The organism is Corynebacterium halotolerans YIM 70093 = DSM 44683 (assembly GCF_000341345.1).
Taxonomy (GTDB): domain Bacteria; phylum Actinomycetota; class Actinomycetes; order Mycobacteriales; family Mycobacteriaceae; genus Corynebacterium; species Corynebacterium halotolerans.
On the sequence record NC_020302.1, the window covers coordinates 575110 to 591118 of the forward strand.

Sequence of the window (16009 nt, forward strand, 5' to 3'; positions counted from 1 at the left end):
TTTGCCTATCGACGTCAAATAGCGGGCGTCACACAAGGAGAGTTCCATGCTCATTTCCCAGCGTCCCACGCTCACCGAGGACTACGTTGACTCCGCGCGTTCCCGGTTCGTCATCGAACCGCTGGAGCCGGGCTTCGGCTACACCCTCGGCAACTCCCTGCGCCGGACCCTGCTGTCGTCCATCCCGGGCGCGGCTGTGACCAGCGTGAAGATCGACGGTGTGCTCCACGAGTTCACCACGATCAGCGGTGTCAAGGAGGATGTCTCCGAGATCATCCTGAACATCAAGGATCTGGTGCTGTCCTCCGACTCCGACGAGCCGGTGGTCATGTACCTGAGCAAGGAGGGCCCGGGAGCGGTCACCGCCGGCGACATTCAGCCGCCGGCCGGTGTGGAGATCCACAACCCGGATCTGCACATCGCCTCCCTGAATGAGCAGGCCAAGCTGGACATCGAGCTGATCGTCGAGCGTGGCCGCGGCTACGTTCCGGCGGCCACCACCGCGAGCGGTGAGATCGGCCGGATCCCGGTCGACCAGATCTACTCGCCGGTGCTCAAGGTCAGCTACAAGGTCGAGGCCACCCGTGTCGAGCAGCGCACGGACTTCGACCGGCTGATCATCGATGTCGAGACCAAGAACTCCATCACCGCGCGTGACGCCATGGCGTCGGCAGGCAAGACCCTGGTTGAGCTGTTCGGCCTCGCCCGCGAGCTGAACACCGCCGCCGAGGGCATCGAGATCGGTCCGTCCCCGCAGGAGACGGAGTACATCGCCGCCTACAGCATGCCGATCGAGGATCTGAACTTCTCCGTGCGCTCCTACAACTGCCTGAAGCGCCAGGAAATCCACACCGTCGGTGAACTCGCCGAGTGCACCGAGTCGGATCTGCTGGATATCCGCAACTTCGGGCAGAAGTCCATCAACGAAGTGAAGATCAAGCTCGCCAGCCTGGGTCTGACCCTGAAGGATGCCCCCGAGGACTTCGACCCCTCCACACTGGAGGGCTACGACGCCGAGACCGGCGACTACATCGACCTCGAGGCCGAAGATTCCGAGTAAGACGCCCAGCCGGGATTCCCGGGCCCACGGGTCCGGGAATCCCTCGCGCTCACCCAATCCGTACACGAGGAGTACTTAAATGCCTACCCCGAAGAAAGGTGCCCGTCTCGGCGGCTCTGCGGCCAACCAGAAGCGGATCCTATCCAACCTGGCTGCCGCTCTGTTCGAGCACGGTGCCATCAAGACCACCGATGCCAAGGCGAAGGTGCTTCGCCCCTTCGCGGAGAAGCTGATCACCAAGGCCAAGTCCGGCTCCGTCGCCGACCGTCGCCTGGTGCTCAAGCAGGTTCCGCAGAAGGACGTCGTGAACTACCTGTTCAACGAGCTGGCCCCGAAGTTCGAGAACCGTGACGGCGGCTACACCCGCATCGTCAAGCTCGAGAACCGCAGCGGTGACAACGCCCCGATGTCCCAGATCTCCCTCGTTCTCGAGGAGACCGTGACCACCGAGGCCACCCGCGCCGCCCGTGCCGCCGCCTCCAAGCAGGCCGAGGCCACCGAGGCTCCGGCCGAGGAGACCACCGAGGCCCCCGAGGTCGAGGCCGACCAGGCCACCGACGCTCAGGCCGCCGACGAGGCCACCGAGGCCGAGGCCGAGTCCCCCGAGGCTCCGGCCGAGGAGAAGAACGAGGAGAAGTAACCCTCCCCGCCGCTTCATCACGACCACCGCGCCGCACCCTGTCCTAGGGAGCGGCGCGGTGGTTTTTCATGGGTGGGGGCGGGGGCGGCTACGGTTGTCCCCTCGGTCGGGAGGGGCACCCGTCCAGCGGGGCCGCCCCCGGAGCCAGGTTGCGTGGTTAGTGTGGGGTGACGGCCGTCTCCGGCGGCCAACGTCCAGAAACGGCACACCCGACCCCTGGAACGGACGCCGCTTCCGCCGACGGTGATGATGACGGCGGGGCGCCGGACCGGGTAATCCGAAAGGAGCCCCACCATGAGCACTGACCACCTGATCGATAACCTGCGCCGGGCCACCGTCCAAGACAGCGACAGAGAGGCCCTCGGCAACGTCACCCAGGTGTACACCGACGACACCGGGCATCCCTCCTATGTGGAGATCTCCTACGGCGTGATCGGATTGGGCAACAGCCTGGTCCCACTGGACGGCTCCCACCTCAATGGAGAAGATCTCGTCCTGGCCTTCCCGAAGGATCTCATCAAGGACGCGCCCCACCATGAGCCCGGGAAGGAGCTGACCAGGGAACGGGAGGAGGAGATCCTCCGGCACTACGGCCTCGATTCCGCCGTGTCGGGGGCTGGCGGCGCACACCCGAATCACGGCGATGACCGACGTGCCCGGGTGGGCGACTCCCGCACCGATCGCCTGCGTGATCCGCACGGACTGGGCCAGCTCGACGACGATGGCGTCGCCGGCTCCTTCGGCGAGGTTGATCCGGAGGATGACGCCGGTCCGGTTCGCTGACCGACCGGGCATGGTCTTTCCGAGTCCCTGACGGCGCGATGCACCGGGGCAGGGAAGTGGTGCCGTCGGTGCGCGCGGAGCGCGGGGGCCGGTGGATCCGTGAAGGCGGATTCACCGCGTGGGTCCAGGCTGTCATCGTGCGTCCGCCACAGTAGCCTGGTGGACATCATGAGCAGCACCGACCACACCACCACCCAGAGTTCAATCCGGGGCGCGGGCAGCGGCGTCCTCCGTTTCGCCGGGATGGTCCTGATACTCAGCGCACTCGTCGGCTTCCTCGGACAGCTTCTCGCGATCGGCCAGTGGCGGCAGGTCGGCTACAGCTTCGGTCTCAACCGGATCAGCGACCTCGGCCTCACCACCTGTGGGATGGTCCAGGACCTGTTCTTCCCCCGCTACGCCTGCAGCCCCGGTTACGGCTGGTTCAACATCGGCACGATAGTCAGCGGGGTACTGCTCATCATCGGCGCCCTGCTCCTGTTGACCGGGCTGCGGCGCAGTCCGGACCGGATCCGGGGCGGAAGCGCCGTCGCCTGGCTGCTGCTCCTGTCCGGCGCCGCACTCATCGTCACCGGCGCGGTGCCGGCGAACGTCAACGCCGTGCTTCACGACGCCGCGGGAGTCGCGCGGGCCGTGCTGACCTGGGCGGCGATGGCCCTGGTGTGGTGGGCCTTCCGTTCCTGGCGGCGCTCGGGTGCCGAGGGGCCCCTGCCGCTGGTGTCCGGGCCCGCCGCCCGCGCCACACTGGTGCTGCTCATCGTCTCGGTGGCGGGCTTCCTCGCCCTGGTCCTGGCCGGGCTGGTGGAGTTCGCGGCGGGGTTGGTTGACCGGCTCACCTTCGACCTGCTGGGGCTGTGGACCATTCTGCTGGGCACCGGCCTCCTGGGACTGCCGCTGACACGCGCCCGTGAGCAGCAGCGGACCGATGAGAGACGGCAGCTGCGGCGGGAGAGGGCCGAGCGCGACGCCGCGGTGCGGCAGGCCGTGGAGGGCCTCGAGCAGTAACCTCACATGCGACGACCGGAAGTGACCGCATGACCGCCGGATCGCGGCCTCCCGGCCCTCGTTTTCGATTCGTTATGGCCCGGTTCTGTGCCGTCCCGGTTGGCTCGCCCGGGGCGGAGCCTCCCTGATCGCCTTGCGGGGCGAGTGACCTATCACCCCCTGAGCTGGGGGAATTCGTGTCCGGGCCGCTTCCCCCGACTCCGCGGGACCGTTCCTTTCCACGGTCAACGTGGGCGGTTCCGGTCCTTCCCGGTGCTCCACCCGGTGTTCGACGGACCTTCTCCGCAATCCGGGGTTATCGTCGGTTCCAACGGCACCGGTAACCGCCGGCCGCCGCCCGCCACAACTGAACAGCACACCCCAGGAATGGCCGCCGACGCCGCAGGGGGCATGAGCTCCGCGACGGGTCGACCGGGACCAGACCGGGAGAGCCGAAAGGAACATGACCATGAGCCAGAATCCTCAGATCGACGACCTGTTCCGTGCCACCGCCTACGACAGCTCCGGCGAGAAGCTCGGCGCCGTCCGGCAGGTCTACCTGGACAACCGCAGCGGCCAGCCCTCCTTCATCGAGGTCTCCCACGGCCTGTTCGGCATGGGCGACAGCCTGGTCCCGCTGCGCGGCAGCAGACTCGAGGGCGAGCAGCTCGACCTGGCCTTCCCGAAGGAGTGGATCAAGGACGCCCCGGAATTCGAATCGGGGGAGGGGATGACCGGCGATCAGGAAAATAAGCTCCTGCACCACTACGGCGTTGAATCCGCCCCCGAGGCGTCCGGCTACCGCGACCCCCGTGACGCCCGCGACGAGCGGACCGACGACGGGGGCTCCGACGATCGCCGCGGAGAGGAGCGCCGCGAGGAGGAGCGGCGTGAGGGGGAGCGGCGCCGCGACGAGAACCGTACCGGTGACTCCCCGGACCTGGCCGCCGCTGACGAGCGCGCGGTGGGCGAGGCCCAGGACCTGGGCGGGGAGTACCGGCTGCGCAAGTACGTGGTCACCGAGACCCGCACCATCAAGGTCCCGGTCACCCGGGAGGAGGTGCGCGTCGAGCGGGTCAACGAGGACGGCACCGTCACCCCGGTCGACGATCCCGACCTCGGCGACGTCGACCGCGACCGCCGCTGAACCGGGCACGGGCGTCGACCAGCGGTCCCGCCCGCCGCGGACCGCAGGGCCAGGGGTGCCTATACTCCAGTGGGAACCGGGCCGCGCTGACGCGGCCTCCGGCCCCACCCGAGTTCCCCGAGCCCCGGAAGGTCGCCCACCCGCATGCCCCGCCCCGAGTCTTCGCCCACCACCGCAGAGAATCCCGGAACCCCAGAGGACACTCTGCGCCTGCGGCTCGACGTGGCCTATGACGGCACGGACTTCCACGGCTGGGCGAAACAGGGCGACAGCGGGCTGCGCACGGTGCAGGGTGTGCTGGAGGAGGCGCTCGGCCGCATCCTGCGCACCGACGCCGAGCTGACCGTCGCCGGCCGCACCGACGCCGGGGTGCACGCCTCCGCGCAGGTCGCCCACCTGGACATCCCCGCCGACCGGCTGGAGCAGCGCTCCATCGACGGCGACCCCGCCCGGCTCGTGCGCCGCCTCGGCCGGCTCCTGCCCGAGGACGTCCGCGTCCACGACTGCACCCTCGCCCCCGCGGGCTTCGACGCGCGCTTCTCGGCGCTGCGCCGCCACTACGTCTACCGGGTGACCACCCATCCCCGCGGGGCGCTGCCGACGCGCGCCCGTGACACCGCCGCCTGGCCGAAGCCCGTCGACCTGGAGTCGATGCGCGCGGCCGCCGACGTCCTCGTCGGACTCCATGACTTCGCGGCCTTCTGCAAGGCCAAGCCCCACGCCACGACGGTGCGCGACCTGCAGTCCTTCACCTGGCACGACGTGTCCACCCCCGCCGAGCCGCAGCTGTACGAGGCACACGTGACCGCCGACGCCTTCTGCTGGTCCATGGTGCGTTCCCTGGTGGGTGCCTGCCTGGCGGTGGGGGAGGGGCGCCGCGGGGAGGACTTCACCCGCGGGCTGCTCGACGAGCGCACCCGGTCCCCGCTCGTGCCGGTCGCCGCGGCGAAGGGCCTGAGCCTCACCGGTGTCGACTACCCGGCCGAGGATCAGCTCGCCACCCGGGCGTTGACCACCCGCGACCGGCGCAGCCTGCCGGGCCGGGAGTGATCTTGGGGCGAGCCGCCGCATGACGGGCTGAGGCTGCGATTAGACTCATTCGGGTTCCACTGAGCAGACAGGCGAGGAAAGGGTGGGTCCGCGATGGACATGTACCAGGCGGCTGTGTTGGCGGCGCTGGTGTTCACCGTCCCCGGGTTCCTGCTCGGCTGGGTCTCCGGTCTGAAGGCGCCCTGGGCGGCCGCGGCCTCGCTTCCCGTCTCCTTCGGCGTCTACGGCCTGGCCGCCTGGCTGCTCGGGCAGATGGGCCTGCGCTATGATCTCGCCTCCGCCACCGTGATGTGGGCGCTGCTGATGGTCATCGCCCTGATCTGGCGTGGCAGCTTCCTCGTGGTGGGGCGGAAACGGGCCCGCCGGTGGGCGGCCCGGCGACCCGTCGGGGCTCCCGCAGCCGGTGAGGGCACCGGCCGGGAGACTGCCAATCAGGTCGAGGCCGGCGCCCTGTCCGCCTCCGATCCGCCGCTGACCGGCTCGACCGCCGCGCACGATCCGGACGCCGCGACCGTCGTCACGCTGCCTGCCGAGGACGTCACCGGGGCGCCGTCCGTCGGTGCCCCGGGTGCCTCGGGCGCCGTGGCCGCGGGGGAGCGCCGGGAGTCGTTCTGGCGGCGCTGGTGGACCGGCGACGGCCGCCGCGGCAGCCTGCTCGACCCGGTGTGGCTGCTGCCCGCCGCGGGCGTGCTGACGGGGATGTACCTGTTCATCTCGAAGGGCCTCGGCTTCTTCGAGGAGGTCCCCCGCGGGATCGAGAACATCTTCCAGGGCTGGGACGTCCACTGGCACGCCAGCGTCGTCCGCTGGATCATGGACGCCGGCGTGGCCGACCCCACCCGCATGGGCGAGCTGCAGAACATCGAGACCCAGGCGCAGATGTACTACCCGACGGCCTGGCACGCCGGCACCTACCTGCTCGTGGAGATCCTCGGCGTCAGCCCGATCGCCGCCATCAACCTCTCCAGCATCGTCCTGCCGGGCCTGGCGCTGCCGCTGTCGGTCGCGCTGATCGCCTGGCGGATGGTTGGCAACCGCGGACTGACCGCCCAGATCGCCGCGGGCATCGGCGCCATCGCCGTCTTCGCCTCCCCGGTGCTGTTCTGGGTCGGCCACTACGTCGGTGCCTGGCCCTACCTGGCCGCCGTGGCCGTCTCCGGCATCGTGCTCGCCCTGTTCATGCTGGTGCCCTACCGGCCCGTCGCCGCCCTGGCCGCCGCGCTGTCGCTGGCCGGCATGATCCAGCTGCACCCCGCCGCCGCCACGATCGCCGTACTGGCGGTCGCTCTATGGTGGCTGTTCAGGCTGCTGTGGGCCCCGGCCCGGAAGGCGCGCACCTGGGGTGGGAGGATCGGCTACCGGCTGCGTGATCTCGGGCTGCTCGCGGCGGCGGGGCTGGCCGGCGTGGTCATCCTGCTCCCGCAGATCCTCTCCGGCGCCGAGTCCACCGAGGAGGTCGCCTCCTTCAGCGCGGAGGAGGACGTCACCCGGGCGGAGTCGTGGGAGAAGGCCTTCACGATGTACACCCGCCACGTCGACGCCTTCACCGAGTACGATCCCACGCTGCTGCTGTGGGTCGCGGGCATCGGGGCCGTCGCGCTGCTGGTGTGGCGCCGGAATCTGTGGGCCCCGGCCTTCTACCTGCTGAGCGTCTGGATGACCGCGAATTCGCTCAAGGCCTTCGAACAGCCGTGGGGCGACTGGCTCAACATCGTCGGCAGCCTGCACTACTCCACCGCCCACCGGCTGGTCATGCCGGTCGCCCTGTTCACCTTCGCCGCCGCCGGCGTCGGCGTGGCCGTGCTCATCCGCCTGATCAGCCTGGCCCCGGTGAAGAAGTGGGCGACCGGCTCGGCGGTCGTCTCCGTGGTGCTGGCCCTGCTGGCCGGCTGGGGCACCGCCGCCTGGGCCACCCGCGACGCCGTGGAGGAGGGTGCCCACTGGTCGATCACCGCCCCCCGCCTCGACGGCCGGATGGTCTCCGAGGTCGACCTGCGCGCCTTCGACTGGCTGGCCCGGCAGCCGCACGCCTACGACGGGATGATCATGGGCGAGCCCGCGGACGGCCACGGCTGGATGTACGCCTACAACGGACTGCCCAGCGTCATGCGCCACTACCTGTGGCCCACCAGCGGCCGGGGATCGGCCACCGACCTGCTCTACTGGCACGCCGACCTGCTGGGCGTGGGCAACCACGGTGACCCCACCCAGGAGAACAACGTGGACCGGGCCGCCGAGGAGCTCGGCGTCAACTTCTACTTCCTCTCCCCGTGGAGCTTCTGGGCCTTCCAGGAACCGAACTGGGCCATGCTCGACGGTCTGTGGCACGCGCCCGGCGCCACCGCGGTCTACCAGGATCAGAACGTGACCATCTTCGCCGTCAACGACGCCTTCACCGACGAGGAGCTGGCGCAGATGCGGGCGCCGGGCAACTCCCCGCAGCCGCTGCCCCCGGTGCCCACCCGGGGCGAGCTCGGCATCGCCGAAAGTCCCGCGGAGGTGGACGAGCCCTATTTCCACCGGCCCACCACCCCCGACCAGGGCGGGCCGAACCCGATCCCGACCCCGGGCAACCCGAACCTCGAGCAGGATCCGCTTGAGATCCCGGCCACCCGGCCCTAGGCTCACAGGCGACCACAACTGACCGGGGTCGGCGACCGGGACTCGGGGGAGTCCACGCCGGCACCGCACACCTGAATCTGGGGGAGATGGTGTGAGCACTTCGCTGCTGCCCACGACCAAGGCACAGGTCTCCGGGCACAAGTTCCTGTTGCGCCGCGTCGAGCACGGACTCGTGCTCGGCGACATCCGCATGCTCCACGACCCACTCGGTGCCCGCCGGCGCGCCATGCTCTTCGGCCTGACCGCCGTCGTGCTGATCGGGCTGGGCGCCGGGCTGCTCGCCTGGCTGCGCCCGGCCGCGGACCCCGGCGACGCCGCGATCCTGCGGAGTGAGTCCGGCGCGCTCTACGTCCGCGTTGACGGCACCGTCCACCCCGTGGCCAATCTGGCGTCGGCGCGGCTGATCACCGGCGCGCCCGACGACCCCGCCCGCATCGGCGACGAGTTGCTCGCCGACCAGCCGCGCGGGGTGCCCCTCGGTATCCCCGGGGCGCCGGGCCTGTTGGCCGCCGACGACCCCGATCCCCTGTCCTGGGCCGCCTGCCACGACGGGGAGGCGGTCACCGTGCTGGCCGGCCCGCCGACCGATCCACTGGCCCGCCACCGGGCGGTGCTCGCGGTGGACGGCGGACGCGACTGGGTGCTCAGCGCCGACGGGCGCGCCGCCCTGCCCGACCCCGCCACCCGGGAGGGACGCGTCATCCGCCGGGCCCTCGGCGTTGACGCGGCCACCCCACGCTGGCACCCGCCCACCGAGGTGCTGAACGCGGTGCGGGAACTGCCGCCGCTGAGCGCACCCGCCCCGCTTCCCGACGCCCTGCTGGTCACCGGGGGAGGGGACTGGATGCTGTTCGACGACGAGGTCGCGCCCGTCAGCCCTCTGCAGGGCGCGGTGCTCGCCGACCTGGGGACCCCGGTCCGCGAGACACCCCGCGAGGACATCGCGGACCACCCCGACCACGCGGGGGCCGGTGCCACCGGGCTGTCGCTGCCCGCCGTGGCGCCGGGGTGGCTGGACCCGACCGGACAGGTGCTGTGCGCAAGCGGCGACGGCGGCACCGCCACCGTGGCGGCCGGGGCGTTGCGCTCGGGGACGGTGGAGCTGTCGGGCACCGGCGTGGCCGACCGCTTCCGCGGGCCGGACGGCGGTGCGGTGGGCGTCGACAGCGGGCACGGCCACCACGTGGTCTCCGGGACCGGGGTACGTCACCCGGTGCCTGATCCCGTGGCGCTGGGTGCCCTCGGGCTGGCCGAGCCGGCCACCGCCCCGTGGGCCGTGCTGCGGTTGCTGCCGGAGGGGCCGGCACTCGACCCCGGCGACGCCCGCCGGGCCACCTACTGAGATGACCATTCCCTGTCGATGTGAGTAAATTCATAGTGTGGGCCGATCATGTGCCCGTGCATAGGCGCATGCCAGCATCTTCCGAGGTCGCAACCAGCCTTCTCGTCCCCCGGCGGCGGAAAACGCGGCAGAGTAGCAGAATCACGCGCCGCCGGCCATCCCCACCCACCGCGGAAATGGGGGTTAAGGTGGTCTTTCATGAGCATTGCAGACACCACACTGTCGGTAATGGGGCGGGTGACCGATGCGCTGGCCAAGGCCGCGCCGGGCCGTGGCCTCGACGCCCAGCGGGTCATCCCGGTGGGCTGGTACCAGCACCAGCAGGCCGTTGACCGCCTGCTCGCGAGCTTCCGGGCGGTGCCCGACGGTGAGCGTGTCCGCCTGGCCAAGAAGACCTCCAACCTCTTCCGCGGCCGGGCGAAGACCTCCGTGCCGGGGCTCGACGTCGAGGGGCTCGGCGGCGTCATCGAGGTCGACCCCGTCGCCGCGACCGCCCACGTGCAGGGCATGTGCACCTACGAGGACCTGGTGGACGCCACCCTGCCGTACGGCCTGATGCCGTTCGTCGTCCCGCAGCTGAAGACGATCACCCTCGGTGGCGCGGTCACCGGCATGGGCGTGGAGTCCACCAGCTTCCGCAACGGTCTACCGCACGAGTCCGTCCTGGAGATGGACGTGCTCACCGGCACCGGCGAGATCGTCACCTGCTCACCGACGGAGAACGTCGACCTGTTCCGCGGCTTCCCGAACTCCTACGGCTCGCTCGGCTACACGGTGCGCCTGAAGATCGAGCTGGAGCGGGTCAAGCCCTACGTCGAACTGCGCCACGTGCGCTTCCACGACGTCGACACGCTCTCCGACGCGCTGGCCGAGATCTCCGTTTCCCGCGAGTACGACGGCGAGCCCGTCGACTACCTCGACGGCGTGGTCTTCTCCCCGGAGGAGGGTTACCTCGTCCTGGGCCGCCAGACCGACGAGGAGGGGCCGGTCTCGGACTACACCCGCGAGCGGATCTACTACCGCTCCATCCAGCACCCCGAGGGGATTCTGCGCGACCGGCTGACCATCCGCGACTACATCTGGCGCTGGGACATCGACTGGTTCTGGTGCTCCCGCGCCTTCGGCGCGCAGGATCCGACGATCCGCCGGCTCTGGCCACGGAACCTGCTGCGCTCATCCTTCTACTGGAAGCTGATCGGCGTCGACCGCAGGTACGACGTCGAGCACCGCCTGACGACCGGACGCCAGGGCGAGCCGCACCGCGAGCGCGTCGTCCAGGACATTGAGGTCACCTCCGACCGGCTGGCCGAGTGGCTGACCTGGTTCTTCGACGCCTGCGACATCCAGCCCGTGTGGCTGTGCCCGATCCGCCTGCGCGAAGGGGTCGAGCGGCTCGGCAACTCCGGTGAGGTACTCGGCGACGAGTCGAGTCCGTGGCCGTTGTACCCGCTCAAGCCGGGCACCACCTGGATCAACGTCGGCTTCTGGTCGGCGGTGCCGGGGGACCACGTCAGCCCCGACGCGGAACCGGGCGCCTTCAACCGGGTCATCGAGGCCAAGGTCCACGACCTCGGCGGGCACAAGTCCCTGTACTCGGAGGCCTTCTACACCCGGGAGCAGTTCGAGGACCTCTACGGCGGGAAGCTGCCGGAGAAGCTCAAGGAGGTCTACGACCCCGCGGGACGGTTCCCCGGCCTCTACGACAAGACCGTCCGGGGCGCCTGACCCCGCCACGCCCCACCTCATCCGGACCCCTTTTGTAAAAGCTGAGCCCAGCAGTAAAGGAAACAACACAATGACCTCGTTCACCCCCATGTCCGTCGCCGAGATGATCGACGCGCTGATCACCCCGCCGAACCCGTTCCGCTGGGAGGCCTTCGACGGTTCGGCCACGGGCCCGGAGGACGCGAAATACACCGTCCGCCTCACCCGCCCGGAGGGCCTGGCCTACATCGCCACCAACCCCGGCGACGTCGGCCTGGCGCGGGCCTGGATGACCGGCGGCCTCGAGCTCGAGGGCGAGCACCTGGCACACCCCTACGGCATCTTCGATTCGCTCCGTGACCTCTACGACCAGTTCCGCAAGCCCGACGCCGCGACAATGATCCGGCTCGTGCGTTCCCTGCGCGCCAAGGGTGCCCTGCAGATCCAGCCGATCCCGGAGGTCGAGCACACCTCCTGGCTGCACAAGCGCATCAACCAGGGGCTGAGCCGTCACTCGAAGGAACGCGACGCCGAGGTCATCTCCCACCACTACGACGTGGGCAACGAGTTCTACGAGCTCTTCCTCGGCGACTCGATGACCTACACCTGCGCCTACTACCCGACGCCGGACTCCTCCCTGGAGGAGGCGCAGGAGAACAAGTACCGCCTCATCTTCGAGAAGCTGCGCCTCAGGGAGGGCGACCGACTGCTCGACATCGGCTGCGGCTGGGGCGGCATGGTCCGCTACGCCGCCCGACGCGGCGTGAAGGCCATCGGCGCCACCCTGTCGAAGGAACAGGCCGAGTGGGCCCGGGCGAAGATCAAGGAGGAGGGCCTCGAGGACCTGGCCGAGATCCGCCACCAGGATTACCGCGACATCCCCGAGTCGGACTTCGACGCCGTTTCCTCGATCGGTCTGCTCGAGCACGTCGGCGTCGACAACTATGCCAGGTACTTCTCGTTCCTGTCCGGCAAGCTGCGGCCGGGCGGGCTGATGCTCAACCACTGCATCACCTACCCGGACAACCACAAGACGCGGAAGGGCGAGTTCATCGACCGCTACATCTTCCCCGACGGTGAGCTGACCGGCTCCGGCACCATCATCAAGAACATGCAGAACAACGGCTTCGAGGTCCTGCACGAGGAGAACCTGCGTTTCGACTACATGCGCACCCTCCACGACTGGTGCGAGAACCTCAAGGCCAACTGGGACAAGGCCGTCGAACTCGTCGGCCTGCCCACCGCCCGGCTGTGGGGCATGTACATGGCCGGATCCGAGTGGGGATTCGAGCACAACGTCATCCAGCTCCACCACGTCCTGGGCGTCAAGCTGCTCGACGACGGCTCCCGCGGCGATGTGCCCGAACGCATGTGGTGGACCGTGTAACCACCGTCGGTCCACCGCCACCCGCGATCAGGGGGACACGCTTGTCGCCCCTGACCGCGGGTTTCGCGATTCCGGTCACAATTCAGTCACGGGGCGGAACCCCGCCGGTGATTGGACCGTTATAGAAGATATGGGCACGATGCGGGAAATGGTCTCGGAGCGCGTGGAACGGCTCTCCACCACCCACGCGCGTTCCAAGGAGGGCAGATACGGCTACCTGGTGCGCCCCCTGACCCTCGTGCTCGGATGGACGGTGCTGATCGTCGGCATCGTCACCATCCCGCTTCCCGGGCAGGGCTGGCTGACCACCTTCCTCGGCGTGGGAATCCTCTCGCTGGAACACAGGTGGGCCCGCAACCTCCTGGCCCGGGGCGTGCACCTCTACGACCGCTTCTTCGCCTGGTACCACCGGCAGTCCATGGTGGTCCGCCTCTCACTCATCAGCGGCCTCATCCTGGTCATCTGGGTGATCTTCGCCGGCATCGTGTGGACGGCCTGGCAGGCCGGCGCACTCGAGTTCCTCGACCCCTACGCCGCGGAGATCGGCCTGAGCCGCTAGCGCCGCCGGTGCGTTCGGAGCCGCCGGGCAGTGACGCGGCGGGGAAGCAGTCCGGCCACCACCACGCCCGCGAGTACCAGCAGGCCCAGTCCTCCCATCACCAGGAGCGCGGCCCGGCGCGCCCGCTCATCAGGTGCCGGGGTGGCGGTGACCTCCTTGTCCCGGGCCGCGACCGTGAAGTCGGCGGCCAGGTGCGTCAGCGCGGAGTAGGGGTCGACGACCCCGTGGCCGGGCTCCGCCGCGCCCCGCACCCGTTCGCGCAGCTGTGCCGCCGACTCCTGTGGGTGGCGTTCCCGCAGCAGGGCCACCGTCCCCGAGACCACCGGCGCGGCGAAGCTCGTCCCCGCGAAGGGGACCACCTCGCCCCGGTCCGCCCCGCGCATTCCCGCCGCCCACCCGTTCCCGTCGGGGGAGAGCCCCGTGGGCACCGCGCCGGGTGCGGCCAGCCCGGAACCGGTGGTACCGGCGGGCATCGAGTATCCGGCCAGGGCGTGCGGGGCGTCCCGGTCGAGGGCGGCCACCGACAGCACGGTGGGGGCGTGCGCCGGGTAGACCACCGCGCCGGGCCCGCAGGTCCGGCTCTGGTTGCCGGCGGCCGCGACGACCACCGCCCCGTCGGCCTCCGCGCGGTAGAGCGCCTCATCGAGCGGGCCGGTGTCCAGGCGGGCGGCGACGTCGGCCGGCACGCAGGAGACCACCGAGACGTTGATGACCTGCGCCCCTGCGTCGAGCGCCAGGTGGACGGCCTCCGCCAGGCCGGCGAGGGTGCCGGTGGTGGCTGTGGCGCCGGTGGCCGCCCCGCCCTGATTCGTCTCCCCGGTGGCCGGTTGCCGGTAGTGGGCGCTGGACTGGCGAACGCTGATGACCGTGGCGTCCGGGGCGATGCCGGAGTCCCGGGCGGCGATCACCCCGGCGACGACGGTGCCGTGGCCGTCGCAGTCCAGCAACGGTTCCGGGGCCTGCGGGCTCACCAGATCCCCGCCCGGTACCACCCCGCCGAGCTGCGGGTGGTCGGCGACCCCGGTGTCGACCACCGCCACCCGCACCCCGGCCCCGGTGGCGATGCGGTGGGCCGGGGCGAGGCCGGGTGGTGGCCCGGCGGGGGCCGCGGCCGGTTCCGGTACCGCGCAGGCGATGTCCGGCTGCCGGCCCGGTTGTTCCTGGGCCACCGCCGGCGGGGACGGGAGACAGCCGGCCAACACCGGCACCACCAGCACGGACGCCGCCAGCCGGGCCCGGGCCCTGCCGCCGGTCATCCCAGCCCCCGGATGAGACTGAACAGCCCGGCCAGGTGTGCGGCCAGCGGCAACGTCGCGGCGACGGCGAGGGACTCGGCGCGTTCCCACCACACCACGGCGGTCGGCTCCAGCTCGGGCACGCGGGCAGCCCACAGCGGGGAGCTGAGCCCGGCCAACGCCACCGCGGCGCCGATGGCCAGCTGCAGCGGACGCCCGCCGCCGGTCAGCGCCGCCAGGCAGACCCCGAGGCAGGCCGCCAGTCCCACCTCCAGCCACGCCCATGCCGGGACCGCGTGCCGGTGCCGGGCCGCGTGCAGCAGCGTCGCCCCGGCCGCGGCAACGCACAGCCCCTGCGGGAATCCACCACCGGCGGCCCCCACCAGCAGCAGGGCGGGGGCCAGGACGGTGGCGGTGCCCACCGCCAGCCCCTCGTGCAGGTGCAGGGCGCGCCGGGCGCGGTCATCGACATCGGCCGGGGGATCGTCGGAGACCGCCAGGTCCTGCCCCGCGGTGGGCAGCCGCGGCACCTTCAGCCCCGCCGCGCGCGACGACAGCCCGGGTGCGGCCGTGACCAGCACCAGCCCGGCGACGACCACGAGGGCGGCCGGGGCGGCAAGAGTCCCGGCGGAGACGGAGACCCCGGGCAGGAACATCCCCACCGCGGCCAGACCGACCAGCGTGCAGCCGGCGGCGAGCGCGGCCGCCGTGCGTGGTCCCACCACCCCGACAACGACCGCGGCCAACAGTGTGACCAGCACCGCCACGCCGGCCGCCAGCCCGGCCCACCCGTAGGCGGCCGCCTCCTGCGGGGCGTCGGCGAGCACCGCGGCGGCCGCGGCCGCGCCCGCCAGGGCCACGGCGACCGGGGCCAGCACCCGCGCCGAGCGCCGCCACACCAGGACCGCCAACGCGGCGACGGCACCGGCCGCCAGCGCCACCGACGCCGGCAGCAGGGCCGACAGCACGGTCACCAGACCGAGGCAGCCGACCACGGCGCCCGTGGCGGCGAGTCCCGCGGCGGGCGGGCGGTCGGCGGCGTCGGCAAGCGATTCGGCGGCGTCGCGCACCACCGGGGCGGGCACCCCGTGGTGCGGGGTGAGCACCAGCACCGAACCGTGGTCCAGGCTGGTGGTGTGCAGCGGGACGGCCGGGTCGACGACCGTGCCGGCGGCGGTGCTCGCCTGCCAGGGGCGGGAGATCTTCGGTGCCCCGCACAACCGCCAGATCTCGGGCAGCAGGTCGGCCAGCGCGGAGCCGGCCGGTAGCGCGAGATCCGCCTCGCGGTGGAAGCTGCCGACGTGGAAACGCACGGTCAGACGCAGAAATTGATCGACGGCCACGATATGTCCATCCCCCCAGATAATCCCGATCTTGAGTACCCGGAACGTTCCCCCTTGCCCGGACACGGCCATCATGGCCTAACATCGGGCGCGTGTCCACAGTTCGGGGGACTCGGTCGGGGGACCGGGGGACTGGGGACGGATGGGGGATAC

The 16009-nt window shown here is 71.0% G+C and carries 13 protein-coding genes; 11 read left to right on the forward strand and 2 right to left on the reverse strand.

Annotated elements, in window-relative coordinates; translation table 11 throughout:
• Nucleotides 1-46 precede the first annotated feature (46 nt).
• From A605_RS02750 to A605_RS02800, 11 genes are all read left to right on the forward strand, one after another.
• Complete coding sequence (locus tag A605_RS02750) at nucleotides 47-1060, forward strand: DNA-directed RNA polymerase subunit alpha (RefSeq protein WP_015399976.1); 1014 nt, start codon at nucleotides 47-49, stop codon at nucleotides 1058-1060.
• A gap of 79 nt (nucleotides 1061-1139) precedes the next feature.
• Nucleotides 1140-1700, forward strand: coding sequence for a 50S ribosomal protein L17 (gene rplQ, locus A605_RS02755; RefSeq protein ID WP_015399977.1), 561 nt, complete (start codon nucleotides 1140-1142; stop codon nucleotides 1698-1700).
• Nucleotides 1701-1994: 294 nt separating this feature from the next.
• Nucleotides 1995-2483, forward strand: coding sequence for a PRC-barrel domain-containing protein (locus A605_RS14740; protein WP_015399978.1), 489 nt, complete (start codon nucleotides 1995-1997; stop codon nucleotides 2481-2483).
• Between the two features lie 168 nt (nucleotides 2484-2651).
• The gene (locus A605_RS02765; protein ID WP_149029370.1) at nucleotides 2652-3488 is read left to right on the forward strand and encodes a hypothetical protein; all 837 of its coding nucleotides are present in this window, start codon (nucleotides 2652-2654) and stop codon (nucleotides 3486-3488) included.
• Between the two features lie 448 nt (nucleotides 3489-3936).
• Nucleotides 3937-4614: a DUF2382 domain-containing protein gene (locus A605_RS02770; protein ID WP_051625627.1), complete on the forward strand. Its 678-nt coding sequence runs from the start codon at nucleotides 3937-3939 to the stop codon at nucleotides 4612-4614.
• Nucleotides 4615-4758: 144 nt separating this feature from the next.
• Entirely contained in the window at nucleotides 4759-5664 is a 906-nt protein-coding gene (gene truA / locus A605_RS02775; RefSeq protein WP_015399981.1) for a tRNA pseudouridine(38-40) synthase TruA, read from the forward strand.
• Between the two features lie 93 nt (nucleotides 5665-5757).
• Complete coding sequence (locus A605_RS02780) at nucleotides 5758-8286, forward strand: DUF6541 family protein (protein WP_015399982.1); 2529 nt, start codon at nucleotides 5758-5760, stop codon at nucleotides 8284-8286.
• A gap of 91 nt (nucleotides 8287-8377) precedes the next feature.
• Nucleotides 8378-9628, forward strand: a complete 1251-nt coding sequence (eccB, locus tag A605_RS02785; RefSeq protein ID WP_015399983.1) for a type VII secretion protein EccB — start codon at nucleotides 8378-8380, stop codon at nucleotides 9626-9628.
• A gap of 198 nt (nucleotides 9629-9826) precedes the next feature.
• Nucleotides 9827-11353, forward strand: a complete 1527-nt coding sequence (locus A605_RS02790; RefSeq protein ID WP_027004236.1) for an FAD-binding oxidoreductase — start codon at nucleotides 9827-9829, stop codon at nucleotides 11351-11353.
• 70 nt (nucleotides 11354-11423) lie between these two features.
• A complete protein-coding gene (locus A605_RS02795; protein WP_015399985.1) occupies nucleotides 11424-12719 on the forward strand; it encodes an SAM-dependent methyltransferase in 1296 nt (431 codons plus the stop codon).
• Between the two features lie 130 nt (nucleotides 12720-12849).
• Complete coding sequence (locus A605_RS02800) at nucleotides 12850-13278, forward strand: TIGR02611 family protein (protein ID WP_015399986.1); 429 nt, start codon at nucleotides 12850-12852, stop codon at nucleotides 13276-13278.
• Here the strand turns inward: A605_RS02800 and A605_RS02805 are convergent.
• Both A605_RS02805 and eccD read right to left on the reverse strand, forming a co-directional pair.
• Nucleotides 13275-14534 carry a S8 family serine peptidase gene (locus tag A605_RS02805; protein ID WP_015399987.1) on the reverse strand — a complete coding sequence of 420 codons (1260 nt, stop codon included), beginning with the start codon at nucleotides 14532-14534 and terminating at the stop codon, nucleotides 13275-13277. The two genes, A605_RS02800 and A605_RS02805, sit on opposite strands and share 4 nt — an antisense overlap.
• Nucleotides 14531-15856: a type VII secretion integral membrane protein EccD gene (eccD, locus tag A605_RS02810; protein ID WP_015399988.1), complete on the reverse strand. Its 1326-nt coding sequence runs from the start codon at nucleotides 15854-15856 to the stop codon at nucleotides 14531-14533. The genes A605_RS02805 and eccD overlap by 4 nt, the downstream gene beginning before the upstream one ends.
• Nucleotides 15857-16009: the final 153 nt, after the last annotated feature.

Coding starts and splice junctions, on each gene's coding strand:
- A605_RS14740 (WP_015399978.1), top strand. CDS start 1,995: ATGAGCACTGACCACCTGATCGATAACCTGCGCCGGGCCACCGTCCAA.
- A605_RS02750 (WP_015399976.1), top strand. CDS start 47: ATGCTCATTTCCCAGCGTCCCACGCTCACCGAGGACTACGTTGACTCC.
- A605_RS02800 (WP_015399986.1), top strand. CDS start 12,850: ATGGGCACGATGCGGGAAATGGTCTCGGAGCGCGTGGAACGGCTCTCC.
- A605_RS02770 (WP_051625627.1), top strand. CDS start 3,937: ATGAGCCAGAATCCTCAGATCGACGACCTGTTCCGTGCCACCGCCTAC.
- A605_RS02805 (WP_015399987.1), bottom strand. CDS start 14,534: ATGACCGGCGGCAGGGCCCGGGCCCGGCTGGCGGCGTCCGTGCTGGTG.
- rplQ (WP_015399977.1), top strand. CDS start 1,140: ATGCCTACCCCGAAGAAAGGTGCCCGTCTCGGCGGCTCTGCGGCCAAC.
- truA (WP_015399981.1), top strand. CDS start 4,759: ATGCCCCGCCCCGAGTCTTCGCCCACCACCGCAGAGAATCCCGGAACC.
- A605_RS02765 (WP_149029370.1), top strand. CDS start 2,652: ATGAGCAGCACCGACCACACCACCACCCAGAGTTCAATCCGGGGCGCG.
- A605_RS02780 (WP_015399982.1), top strand. CDS start 5,758: ATGGACATGTACCAGGCGGCTGTGTTGGCGGCGCTGGTGTTCACCGTC.
- A605_RS02795 (WP_015399985.1), top strand. CDS start 11,424: ATGACCTCGTTCACCCCCATGTCCGTCGCCGAGATGATCGACGCGCTG.
- A605_RS02790 (WP_027004236.1), top strand. CDS start 9,827: ATGAGCATTGCAGACACCACACTGTCGGTAATGGGGCGGGTGACCGAT.